The organism is Epilithonimonas mollis (genome assembly GCF_900142325.1).
Classification (GTDB): domain Bacteria; phylum Bacteroidota; class Bacteroidia; order Flavobacteriales; family Weeksellaceae; genus Epilithonimonas; species Epilithonimonas mollis.
In genome coordinates this window covers 932,086-944,997 of record NZ_FRAM01000001.1, presented here as the reverse complement: position 1 = coordinate 944,997, position 12,912 = coordinate 932,086, and the positions used below count along the sequence as shown (strand labels likewise).

At 39.2% G+C, this 12,912-nt stretch carries 10 protein-coding genes; 3 read left to right on the top strand and 7 right to left on the bottom strand.

Going from position 1 to position 12,912, the window contains the following annotated elements; translation table 11 throughout:
- Positions 1 to 76 precede the first annotated feature (76 nt).
- The gene (locus BUA97_RS04145; protein WP_072996583.1) at positions 77 to 2,161 is read left to right on the top strand and encodes a S8 family peptidase; all 2,085 of its coding nucleotides are present in this window, start codon (positions 77 to 79) and stop codon (positions 2,159 to 2,161) included.
- A gap of 63 nt (positions 2,162 to 2,224) precedes the next feature.
- On the opposite strand, the gene argS is transcribed toward BUA97_RS04145, so the two are convergent.
- From argS to BUA97_RS04120, 5 genes are all read right to left on the bottom strand, one after another.
- Positions 2,225 to 3,988 (bottom strand): arginine--tRNA ligase, encoded by a 1,764-nt coding sequence (argS, locus tag BUA97_RS04140; RefSeq protein ID WP_072996582.1) that lies wholly within the window; start codon positions 3,986 to 3,988, stop codon positions 2,225 to 2,227.
- A 173-nt stretch (positions 3,989 to 4,161) separates the two neighbouring features.
- The gene (locus BUA97_RS04135; RefSeq protein ID WP_072996581.1) at positions 4,162 to 5,526 is read right to left on the bottom strand and encodes an MATE family efflux transporter; all 1,365 of its coding nucleotides are present in this window, start codon (positions 5,524 to 5,526) and stop codon (positions 4,162 to 4,164) included.
- 117 nt (positions 5,527 to 5,643) lie between these two features.
- Entirely contained in the window at positions 5,644 to 6,828 is a 1,185-nt protein-coding gene (locus BUA97_RS04130) for a sigma-54-dependent transcriptional regulator (protein WP_072996580.1), read from the bottom strand.
- Between the two features lie 260 nt (positions 6,829 to 7,088).
- Positions 7,089 to 8,252: a M28 family peptidase gene (locus BUA97_RS04125; protein WP_072996579.1), complete on the bottom strand. Its 1,164-nt coding sequence runs from the start codon at positions 8,250 to 8,252 to the stop codon at positions 7,089 to 7,091.
- An 82-nt stretch (positions 8,253 to 8,334) separates the two neighbouring features.
- Entirely contained in the window at positions 8,335 to 8,673 is a 339-nt protein-coding gene (locus BUA97_RS04120) for a hypothetical protein (RefSeq protein WP_175546170.1), read from the bottom strand.
- A 141-nt stretch (positions 8,674 to 8,814) separates the two neighbouring features.
- On the opposite strand from BUA97_RS04120, the gene BUA97_RS04115 reads away from it, so the two are divergent.
- Entirely contained in the window at positions 8,815 to 9,378 is a 564-nt protein-coding gene (locus BUA97_RS04115) for a DNA-3-methyladenine glycosylase I (protein WP_072996578.1), read from the top strand.
- 59 nt (positions 9,379 to 9,437) lie between these two features.
- Here the strand turns inward: BUA97_RS04115 and BUA97_RS04110 are convergent, their stop codons facing one another.
- Positions 9,438 to 10,292 (bottom strand): nucleoside phosphorylase, encoded by an 855-nt coding sequence (locus BUA97_RS04110; RefSeq protein ID WP_072996577.1) that lies wholly within the window; start codon positions 10,290 to 10,292, stop codon positions 9,438 to 9,440.
- Between the two features lie 102 nt (positions 10,293 to 10,394).
- On the bottom strand, positions 10,395 to 10,718 hold the full coding sequence (locus BUA97_RS04105) for a translation initiation factor (RefSeq protein WP_072996576.1): 324 nt from the start codon (positions 10,716 to 10,718) through the stop codon (positions 10,395 to 10,397).
- 590 nt (positions 10,719 to 11,308) lie between these two features.
- Here BUA97_RS04105 and gpmI point away from each other — a divergent pair.
- Positions 11,309 to 12,835, top strand: coding sequence for a 2,3-bisphosphoglycerate-independent phosphoglycerate mutase (gpmI, locus tag BUA97_RS04100; protein WP_072996575.1), 1,527 nt, complete (start codon positions 11,309 to 11,311; stop codon positions 12,833 to 12,835).
- Positions 12,836 to 12,912: the final 77 nt, after the last annotated feature.

The window sequence follows — 12,912 nt, the reverse complement described above, 5'->3', positions numbered from 1 at the left end:
AATTTATCTTGGAATTAAAAATTATTAAAAAATAACTTCTTGATTCATTAATGATTATCTTTGCAAAAACGATTCAATGAAAAGAATTTTATTCAGTGCAGGCCTTTTATTTTCATTTTATTTTTCTAATGCTCAGGATCTTAAACTTAAAAATGAGTTTACTAAACAGCGTCTTGAAAATGAAAAGAAACTGGATGCCTATTTTCAAAATAATGCCGGCAGATATTCATCAAAAGCAGCGGACAGCCTGAAGCGTAACCTCGCAGGCTTTGCCGGAAGAATTCCTTTATTTTACAGTACGGAAGATACTGGCGCCAATGCCAGTTCCAATATAGATGAACTGCAAAACGGAACAGTTTCCGGGATCGCATCGCCAGTTACAGGATCAGGAATAACAATAACAACTTTTGATTCCGGGCTGGTAATGGCAAATCATGAACAGTTTGCAACGACAAGAGCTGCGAACAAGGAGGATACATCTCTGCAATCGCTGTCTGTAAGTTTTCATACGACAAATGTAAACAGCGTTCTGATCGGTAACGGCTTGGCGTCGGGAACTTTTAATCAGAGTGGAAATACCTATCAGAAATCCAGATCAAAAGGCGTACTTCCTGCCGCAAAAGTTGATAATTATATGTTTGCCAAGACTTTACCAATCGGAAATCAGTACGAAAAGCTTGCTGCATTGCCTAATCTCAATATTTCCAATCATTCCTATGGGATTAATTCCGGTTGGAGCAAACCGAACTCTACAAATACTTACTACTGGTATGGTAATTATGACCTGAACCATCAGGATACCTATGCGGGTGCGTATGGCGAACAGGATTATAATTTTGATAAAATTGTATATGCCCGTCCAGAACAGATCATTGTGAAATCAACCGGAAATTATTATGGTGTCGGACCGGATGCAAATTCTGTAAAATACCGTTACAACACAACAACAGAGGCGTGGGATCTTTTTGGACCAAATGATGATGTGCCTCCTGCAAATTGCAGCCAGATGAACAACTGCGTGTATTTTGGATCATTGGCGAAAAATATAATTACAGTCGGCGCCGTCAACCAACTGACAACTGCCAATCAGAAATATACCCAGGCAAGTGATGTTGTTAAAGGCAGTTTCAGTAGCGCGGGACCAAGAAAAGATGGTGCTGTGAAACCCGATCTTGCTGCAGTAGGCGTAGATATGATTATGGCAAATTATATTACTTCCCAGCCGAATACCAGCAACTATGCCGTGAATTTCGGGACGTCTTATGCTGCACCGATTGTAAGTGCTGTTGCCGGAGCGATCACACAGATTGAAAGAAGTATTTCCGGTAATAATAATTTTATTTTCAGAGCTGATGAAATGAAAGCTTTACTGACCCATACAGCGAATGAAGCGGGAAGACCTGGCCCGGATGTTTGGTATGGCTGGGGTTTGGTAGATGCTAAAAAAGCAGCTCAGGTTCTGGTAAATAAAATAAATGAAGATGCCTATTTTTATAAAAATGATCTGCAATCTGGAGTTAAATATACCAAAGAAATAAAAGCGAAAGGAAACGAGCCGCTGAAAGTCAGTATTTCCTGGGTTGATCCTGCAATCGATTATTTTACTACAGATATTGATCTTCAGCAGAATCATACTTCCAGATTGGTGAATGATCTCGATCTGAGAGTTGTGGAAATTAGCTCGGGAACAACTTATTATCCTTGGAAACTTGACATTTCGGATCCTAATGCCAATGCAGCAAAAGGCGATAATACTGTTGATAATGTGGAGCAGATCGTGGTTGATAACCCTGTTGCAGAAGGTATTTACAGGATAGAAGTAACCAATAAAAATTCACTTGTCGATCAGGATGGCAATGCTGCGTCTCAGAGTTTTGCACTGGTTGCAACCGGCACCAAAAAAATAACGCTGGCTTCCAATGAAAATTCCAATGACGGTATCAAAATATTCCCTGCTAAAACTAAAGATATTGTGAATGTCAATTTTCAGAACGAAGCGGAAAGAATTGCAGTTTTTGATATGAATGGAAAATTGATTTTTGAAAAAACTAATCAGGATAAATCTCAGAAAATCAATTTTGGTGCATTCCCCACTGGTGTTTATATGATTATTGTAAAAACAAAAACCGGAATGGTTGCTAAAAAAATTATTAAAGAATAAAAAATTATTAAAAATATAAAAACAACAAAGCCTCGAATTTCGAGGCTTTTATTATAATAAGTTTTACATTCTGTTTACAGTACCAATTCCAAGTAATGATAAACCTTTTCTAATGGTTTTTCCTGTTAGTTCAGATAACTGAAGACGGAATTGTTTCGCCGTTTCATCATCTTGATTCAGAATTGGATTATTTTGATAGAATGAATTATAACTTTTTACCAATTCATAGACATAATTCGCAACCAAAGCCGGACTCAGTGATTCCGCAGCTTTGTTTACAACATCTTTGAGTTCGGATAAAAGCATAATCAGATCCTTTTCACTGTCGTTTGGAAGATAAGAATCAGTTAATTTTTTTGTTTCAAAGCCGGCTTTATCCAATAGCGACTGGATTCTGGCATAAGTATATTGAATAAACGGTCCAGTATTGCCGTTGAAATCAATACTCTCCGCAGGGTTGAAAAGCATCTTTTTCTTCGGATCCACTTTCAGGATAAAATACTTCAAAGCGCCAAGACCAACAGTCTCATAAGAACGCTCCTTTTCTTCATCGCTCAGATTTTCCAGTTTACCTAACTCCTGAGATTTTTCTTTCGCAGTTTTATACATCTCTTCCACCAAATCATCGGCATCAACCACGGTACCTTCACGCGATTTCATTTTGCCTTCCGGCAATTCTACCATTCCGTAAGACAAATGATAAAGCTGGTCTGCCCACTCATAGCCTAATTTTTTAAGGATTTTGAAAAGAACCTGAAAGTGATAATCCTGCTCATTTCCAACGGTATAGATCAGTTTTTGAATGTCATTGTCTTTGAAGCGCTCCACAGCAGTTCCCAAATCCTGAGTCATATAAACCGAAGTTCCGTCCGAACGTAACAACAATTTTTGGTCAAGACCTTCATCTGTAAGATCACACCAAACCGAACCGTCATCTTTTCTGTAGAGAATTCCGTTTTCCAGACCTTTCTGAATCAGATCTTTCCCAAGAATATAAGTGTTGCTCTCATATTGAATCTGGTCAAAATTAACACCCAATCTGGAATAAGTCTGATTAAATCCTGCATAAACCCATTCGTTCATCATTTCCCAAAGTTGGCGAACTTCCGGGTCGTTTTGTTCCCATTTCAAAAGCATTTCTTGAGCTTCGATGATAGATGGCGCCTGCTTTTTCGCAGTTTCCTCATCTATTCCGTCAGCCATTTGTGCTTTAATTTCAGATTTATACAGTTTATCGAATTCCACATAGTAGTTTCCAACCAACTTGTCGCCTTTTAAGCCAGTAGATTCGGGTGTTTCACCATTTCCGAATTTTTCCCAGGCCAGCATCGATTTGCAGATGTGGATTCCTCGGTCATTAATAATTTGCGTTTTGATGACATTGTAACCGTCTGCTTTCAGGATTTCTGCCACAGAAAAACCGAGAAGATTATTTCTGATGTGTCCCAAATGGAGCGGTTTATTGGTGTTTGGCGAAGAATATTCCACCATTACCGTTTGATTTTTTGGCGTTACATTGTCAAAATCATTGCTGATTTCAGATAATTGCTCAGCGAACAACTGGTCTTTGATTTTCAGATTAAGAAAACCTTTTACCACATTGAAATTCTCAACAAAATCAATTTGATTTTTCACTTCTTCGCCCAATTCGGTTCCGATCACATCCGGGCTTTTTTTCGCCTGTTTTACCAAAGGGAAAATGACAATAGTGAAATCTCCTTCAAACTCAGTTTTATTTTTCTGAACTTCCAGCGTCACACCTTCGATTCCGTAGAGTTGAGAGATAATTTCGGTTATTTTTGACTGTATATATTGTTTAATATTCATTTCGAAATTTTGTGTTGCAAATTTAAAAATTTAAAATAGCTTTTTGCGCAATGTTACAAATTATAATCAGCTTAATAACTGGACTTTGGCGAAAGTCGTCTCGCAGATTAGGCAGATAAAGCAGATATTTAAAAAGAGAATCTGCAAAATTTGCTAAATCTGTGAGAAATTTATTAATTAACTCCGGCCAAAGCTTTCCTCTTACTTAATCTCAAAAATCTAATTACCAGAAGAATCGCAGAAATTGTCAACCCGATTCCCAAAGCAATCCACATCCCGAATGCACCCATTTTCAAAGTCACACAAAGAAAATAACCAACAGGAATTGTGAAAACCCAATAAGCTAAGAATGTAATGACACTCGGGATTTTTACATCCTGAATTCCCCTTAAACAACCTAAAGCAGTCACTTGGATACCGTCTGATAATTGAAATAATGCTGCGATAATCATCAGTTTTGAAGCCAGTTCAATGACCAAAGTGTCACTTTCTTTCGTGAAAAAATGGGGCAGAACATTTCTGAATATGATGAACATTATTCCACAAAATCCCATGTAAATCAACGTTAACTTAAAGTTATTAATCCCGATTTTTCTCAATCCGTCAAAGTCATTCACGCCCATTTTATTTCCAATCATCACCGTAGAAGCCACACTGAATCCAATACATAGATTGAATGTAAACGATGCCATAGATAATGCGATCTGATGAGAAGCAATGTCTTTGGAACTTACCATTCCACAGATAAAAGCGGCAGCTGCAAAAGCTGTTACTTCGAAGAACATTTGTAAAGCCGTTGGCAATCCCAGTTTGAACATTTTTCGGAACATTTCTTTTGTAAAAAGACTGATCTTTAAAGAAAATTCTTTGATGTAACGTCTGGTTTTCGGCTCTTTTACCAAAACATAATAAAGAAAAACCACCATAAAAATTCTTGCCAGAAGCGTCGCCAAAGCAGAGCCCTGAACGCCCATTGCCGGCAATCCGAAAAGTCCTTTGATAAAAACATAATTCAAGATGATGTTAATCACATTCGCAATGATAGTAGCCTTGGTCACACCAATTGTGAACGACAAGCCTTCCGAAACTTCTCTCAAAGTCTGGAACATCATAAACGGAATCATTGTAAATGCCATGATGCTGAGAAAACTAATTGTATCCGGAATGATTTCGGCAGGCTGATCCATGTGATAGATCAAGGGTAATCCGGCTAATAAAAGAATCATCAGCAAGATTCCGATCCCGAGGTTGATGACAAAACCATGTCTGAAAACCGAATTGATCACATTATGCTTCTTCTGTGAATTAGCTTCTGAAACAAGAGGCGGAATCGCAAAAGAAAATCCTAATGCCAGTACGAAAATAGAAAAGAATAAGGCGTTTCCCAAAGAAACCGACGCTAAAGCCTTTGCTCCCAAAAGTTTTCCTACAATGATGTTATCGAACAGGTTTACAGAGACTTGCCCGACCTGCGTCAGCATCACGGGAAGCGCCAGCTTCAGTCCTTCCTGTGTATATTGTTTATTTAAAAATTTCATTTTATCTCCTGTTTATTTTATTAAATGAAAAACATAATGACGGATTTTTCATTTTTATTCAAAAAAAACCGTCTCGTTGAAAGGAACGAGACGGTTAAATATATTATTTATTTAATCTCATTTCTTTACAAAATTAGCAACGTCATCAGCAGTCACAGGATCTGCACCCAAGATGATTAATCTTTCTACCACATTTCTTAGTTCGCGGATATTTCCTGTCCAGTCGTATTGTTGCAAAGCTTTAATAGATCTTTCATCAAATTTCTTTGGTGTGCTTCCGTTTTCATTAGAAATAACCTGTGTGAAATATTCTACCAGCAGAGGAATATCCTCTTTCCTGTCATTCAGGGACGGAACATTGATTTCTATAACAGAAAGCCTGTGAAACAAATCTTCGCGGAATTTTCCGGCTTCGATTTCTTTTGTCAGATTTTTGTTCGTAGCAGCAATTACACGCACATCTACTTTGATTTCCTTGTCGCTGCCGACCGGAGAAACCTTACTTTCCTGCAATGCTCTCAGAACTTTTGCCTGAGCAACCAGACTCATGTCACCGATCTCGTCCAGAAAAATAGTTCCGCCTGTAGCCTGTTCGAATTTTCCTGATTTATCTTTGATAGCACCAGTAAAAGAGCCCTTTACGTGACCGAATAATTCGCTTTCTATCAGTTCTGACGGGATCGCAGCGCAGTTCACTTCCACCATTGGTCCTCTGGAACGCTCGCTCTGTGAATGGATCGCATGGGCAACTAATTCCTTACCAGCTCCGTTTGGTCCGGTTATCATCACCCGGGCATCAGAAGGAGCGACCTTGTCGATGATTTCCTGGATTCTTTTGAGAGCAGCAGATTCGCCGACCATCTGGTATTTTTTATTAACCTTTTTCTTCAGCTGATTGTTTTCCTGCTTCAGGTGTCTATTGTCTTTCTGAAGATTACCTTTGTCCAGCGCATTTTTCACACTTGTAATCAACCTGTTGATGTCGATAGGTTTTGAGATGAAATCGTATGCGCCTTCTTTCAGGCAGCTCACTGCCGTATCGATATCGGCGTGCCCGGAGATCATCACAAAAGTGGTGTCAGGCTTCAGCTGTAAAGTCTGTTTCAGCAATTCTGTTCCGGAAAGTTTCGGCATTTTGATGTCAGAGATTACCAAAGAAAAATCTTCTTTTTCTATGAATTTATACCCTTCGAGACCGTCTTCTGCGATTTCGAATTCATAGTCTGGTAATTCGTCTGATAAAATACTGTGTAGAACTCCGGATATTGCTTTTTCGTCTTCTACGATTAAGATTTTCTGCATAGCTGCAAAGATAAGGATTTTTGATTTCGTAAAACTAAATTATTACGATTGTTTTATTTCCAATGATAAAATTACAGGAAATTGAAGAGAACTGACCGCTTAATTTTTTAATAGAGTTTTCTTATTTTCTGCAATAGCGATAGTAGCGGTTATCCTTTTCCCGGGCTGGGAAGGGCGGGCGGAAAAGATATGAGCGGATAGCGCGACCCGTGCATTGGCTATGTGGAGGAAGGGATTGCCCAAATTCTCCAGGAGCTCAGTTATTCTACTATTATTTTTTTGGTGATCTGCAATGCTCCGATTTTGAATGTACCTAGATAGACGCCTTTCGGAAGCATGGATATGTCAATCTTTTTGAGGTTTTCTGTTTTCATGATCATTTCTCCTGTAAGTGATGTCATCGTAAAAGTGAAATGCTGATTGTTATTATTTGTAAATTCCAGTTGTAAATAATCTTTAGCAGGATTTGGATACACCCGGAAATCTGCTTCGAGATCTTTTGCCGAATCAGTACCGAGAGCCTGGCCAGCGACTGCAAAATGCTGAACGGCACCAGTTACAGCTTTTGCTATATTGTAGATGTACACAGGATCCAGATTAGAATACTTGTCATTTACAGTATGGGCATATGGGGTTTCGTTGTATTCGAATAATCCGGTGATAACTTCTCCATTGGCCTGAAACGGCATATAGTCCGATGCATAGGCGTAGCTTTGATTGGTTTTCAGCGGTGAGTATAGTCTGACACAGTTGATGAGCTGCTGCGTGAAGTTATTGGAGGCGGCATTGTTCGAGCTAGGCGAGTTGGATTCGTCCCTTTCACAGGTTACAGTATCGTTGTTTTGACCTTTGATGCCACCGACTTCGTCGATGTTCAAGACAAGACGGATGTTCATTTTGGGATTAGTGGCGTTCACGACATTGCTGACATAATGGGCGGATCCCAGTAAACCTTGCTCTTCTCCGGAGAAATTGATGAATTTAACCGAATATTCTGTTGGTACATTTTTCAGCAGCCTTGCTACTTCCAGAATTACGGAAACACCGCTGCCGTTGTCATTGGTTCCGGTGCCTGTGATGGTATCGTAATGCCCACAGATGATGATAAAGATGTTTGGGTATTTTGCTCCTTGTTTTGTAACAATAAGATTTGCACTGGTTTGCCCATTGTATGAGAAACTGTCTTTTGAGATGTCGGCTTCACTATATCCGAAGGAAAGATATTTGTTTTTAAGCCAGATGTAGGCATTATTGTTAACGGTGGAACCTGTCGTTTTCACCCCCAAAGCCTCAAATTCCTGAAGGTAGGTATTGATGTTGGTCTGGGAAACCTGATTGCTGATATTAGCATAATCCTGACTGAAAGTCTGAGAGTTGGCCAAAAACCCTAACAAAAACAAGCTGATTAAAAAACGTCTTTTCATACTCACAAATATAAAATAAAAAGGAGAAGACTTCTAAAAAATCTTCTCCTTCCGTTGTGAAAAACTATTACTAACTTAAAAACTAATTGGTCGCTTTTCTAACTTCTGCTTTTACATCTTCAGCCGCATCTTTGGTCTTTTCCCAGGCATCAGAAGCGGTATCTTTTGTGCTTTCCCAGGCCTTGTCTGCAAAATCCTTGGTATCTTCCCAGGCGTCTGCAGCACTGGCTTTCAGGTTTTCAAAGAAACCGTCTCTTGTTGGTTCTTCATTTTTTCTTTTTTGTTCATCAATGTAATTTCTTGCCCGGTCAGCATATTCACTGATTTTATTCTTTGTTCTGTCCGCTGCGTTTTCCAAAGAATTTTCTGTTCTGTCAACCGCTCTTTCAGCGTCGTTGTATTTTTGATTTTCCGTACTCATAATAATTTATTTTGTGATTAATATTGAATATTTTGATTTGATATTAATCAATGATTCAATTAGAATGCCGAGAAATCTTAATGAACGTTAATGTTTTGTTCTGAAATTATAATGTTCCTAAATTGACAAAAAATAAAAGCAATGGAAAAAATCAGATGTGCATGGTGCGGTAACGACAAATTGTATCAGAAATACCATGATGAAGAATGGGGAAGATTAGTGACCGATGATAATACGATGTTCGAATTCCTTATTCTGGAAAGCTTCCAGGCGGGCTTAAGCTGGATTACCATTCTAAGGAAAAGAGAAACATTCCGGCAAGCTTTTGATCAGTTCGATTATAAAAAGATTGCGAATTACGACGAAAATAAGATGGAAGAACTGTTGCAGGATACCGGTATTGTCAGGAACAGACTAAAGGTGAATGCAGCTATTTCGAACGCTCAGAAGTTTATGGAACTTCAGAAAGAATTTGGTAGTTTCTATGATTACATTTCAACATTCACGGGTGGAAACCGCATTATTAATAGATGGAAGGTTCATACAGATGCGCCGGCTACTACAGAATTGTCAGATAAAATTAGTAAGGACCTAAAGAAAAGAGGATTCAAATTTCTGGGTTCAACGGTTGTTTATTCTCATTTACAGGCCACGGGAATTGTAGATGACCATATAGAAAGCTGTTTTGTGAGAAACCAAATATAGAAAAGCAGCATTCAGTAATGAATGCTGCTTCTCAATGACCGGATTTTAAAATCCGAGATCTATTTGATAATCCTGTCAAGAACCCATTCTATCATCATTTTTTCTGATGCATGATGGTCGCTCGCAAACTCGCCGCGTCTTCTGTTGGCGATTACACAGTTCACAGTGATTGCTTTGTGTCCCAGCAGTTTTGATAATCCATAGATGGCCGAAGTTTCCATTTCGAAGTTGGAAACCCCAAGGTCATTCAGGATTTCAAGGAACTGATCATCCAGAGCTTTCAGTCTCAGCTGGCGGCCTTGCGGCGCATAGAATCCCGGGAAAGTCGCAGTGTTTCCTCTGTACTTTGCATCGGCATATAAAGTCCCCAGTTCCTCTGCCCGGTCTGCAAAATATAGCATAGGCTTGATTCTTTCGTAAGGGAATTTCTCCAGAAAATTTTTACTGAATTCATTCTCAAATTGATAATCCTGATAAAAATGCATCAATCCATCCAGACCGACTACATTTTCTGTCACCAGCATGTTGTTGACCTCGATATCGGGATTCACGCTTCCACAAGTTCCCATACGGAAAAGTTCCAGCGACTTATGCTCTTTTTTAAATTCTTTTTCTTTCAAATCGATGTTGACCAATGCATCCAACTCGTTCATCACAATATCGATGTTCTCTGTACCAATTCCTGTTGACATCACAGTAATTCTCTCACCACGCAAAGTTCCCGTATGGGTATAAAACTCTCTTTTATTCTTTTTAACTTCGATGGTGTCAAAATATCTTGATACTTTCGGAACCCTGTCCGGGTCGCCCACAAGAAGTACTTTTTCTGCAAGATCTTCCGGAAGAAGATTAAGATGGTAAACACTTCCGTCGTCATTCAGTACCAATTCGGAAGCTGCTAATTTGTTAATCATATATATTGTTTTAAGATTTTAAATATTTATTTGAGATAATAGAATTATCAATTATCAATTATCAATTATCAATTATCAATTATCAATTATCAATTATTGATATTACCCTCCGACACGTTTTGTTCTGTAGCCCATATCTTTCAGGATCGTCATGATTTTGTCACGGTTGTCACCCTGGATGATGATGACGCCATCTTTTTCTGATCCACCTATTCCAAGGATTGTTTTGATTTTTTTCGAAATCTCTTTCAAGCCTTCATCATCGCCTTCCCAACCTTCGATAATTGTTACCGGTTTCCCGTTTCTGCCTTTCTTTTCGAATTTGCAGACCAAAGGTTCTTTCTGTCTGAACGTTTCTTTCGGCATTTCAAAATCCTGCTCTTCGTGGTCTGGGAAAAGGTTTTTCAGTTGGTCTCTTAAGTCCATTTTAATTTTTTAAAAAAGGGTCTTAAAGGTAAGAATATTTGTCGACTGGCAAAACATAACATTAATAATTGTTCGCTGGTTTACTTCTATGCTAAACAATAACCGATGAAAAGCAATGAAATAACATTTTGTGCTGCTTGCTTCGACTCAAGTTCTCCATAAGTTAGCTGAAAAAGCATTACAAATCAGATATTTTATCAGATTCATATCGGACTTATATCAGAGTTGTATCGGACTTAAATAAGAGGAAGTCAGGCGGTAAGTGAGAAAAATGTTACTAATGACAATCATGTCTATTCTTTTCTGATACTGAAATCGGCCTGATGTTTTTTGGTGACAATATTTGTCGATTTAAAAAAAAAATTGGAAAAATTATAAATGTTCAAGTTTTAAACATAGGAGCTTCTATTCTGATAAAGACTTGGATCAGACTTCTTCCAGAATAAAATTTAGTTTGAACGCAGCCTTCCCACATCAGGGGATAAATTTTATAATTAAATGAAATTGTTCTCCGGAATAAAAAAAATACTTACCAAACTACGCACTCTCTTTTCCATTTCGTAAATTTGTAGTAATAAAACAAATCAACAATGTCAAAGAAAGCAATTCTTGCAATATTAGATGGTTGGGGAATAGGGCCCAATCCCGCTGTTTCCGCTATTGCTCAGGCCAATACGCCTTTTATGGATTATGCCCTGAAAACTTTTCCGAACACAACGCTGGAAGCAAGTGGACTGGCGGTCGGTTTACCAGCCGGACAGATGGGGAACTCGGAAGTGGGACATATGAATCTGGGTGCTGGCCGTGTGGTTTATCAGAATCTTGTGAAACTGAATATGGCTGTGGAAAACGGAAGCCTTGGAAAAGAAACCGTGATTCAGCAAGCTTTTGAATATGCCAAAGCGAATAACAAAAAAGTACACTTTATCGGGTTGGTTTCTGATGGCGGTGTACATTCTCATATCAATCACCTGAAAGGCTTGCTGACGGCAGCGCACGAGTTCGGTTTCACGGACAAAGTGTATGTCCATGCCTTCACAGACGGTCGCGACTGTGATCCGAAATCCGGAAAAGGTTTCATAGAGGATTTACTGAACCACATGAAATCCACAACGGGAAAACTTGCTTCTGTTATCGGTCGTTATTATGCGATGGACAGAGACAAAAGATGGGAGCGTGTGAAGCTGGCTTATGACCTTCTGGTCAATGGTGTCGGGGCAGAAACCAAAGATTTTGTCCAGTCTATTCAGGATTCTTATAACGAGGATGTGACGGATGAGTTCATCAAACCAATTGTTGGTGTTCAGAACCATTTCCCGATTGCAAGAATCGAGGATCACGATGTGGTAATCTGTTTCAATTTCCGTACAGACCGGGGTCGTGAGATTACTGAAGTGCTTTCTCAGCAGGATTTTCCGGAATATGGAATGAAAAAACTGGATCTGTATTATGTGACTTTGACGAACTATGATAAAACATTCCAGAACGTAAAAGTCGTTTTTGATGAGAATGTGCTTCAGAAAACAATGGGCGAGGTTCTGGAATCTGCAGGGAAATCCCAGATCAGAATTGCTGAAACGGAAAAGTATCCGCATGTGACTTTCTTTTTCTCAGGCGGTCGTGAAGCTGAATTCGTTCAGGAAAGACGATTGCTCTGCCCGAGTCCGAAAGATGTTCCGACTTATGACCTGAAACCGGAAATGTCCGCTTACGATATTACGAATTCTATCGTTCCGGAACTGGAAAAAGAATCGGCAGATTTTGTGGTTCTTAACTTTGCAAATACAGATATGGTGGGTCACACAGGTGTGTTTTCGGCAGCTGTAAAAGCAGCAGAAGTGGTGGACGAGTGCATTCAGAAAGTCGCGACGACGGCTTATGAACACGGTTATGCGGTTTTCATCCTGGCAGACCACGGAAACTCTGATGTGATGATCAATCCTGACGGCAGTCCAAACACCCAGCATTCCACGAATCTGGTTCCGTTTATTGTTATGGATAAAGACCATACCTGGAACCTGATGCCGGGAAAACTGGGTGATGTTGCGCCAACTATCCTGAAAGTAATGGGCGTCGATATTCCGGAGGAAATGACCGGGAACATCCTTGCAAACTAGATTTTTTATCATATAATTAAAAGCCGGTTTTAGAAGCCGGTTTTTTTATGAAAACCGTCCAAGCTATTTAGTTTAAA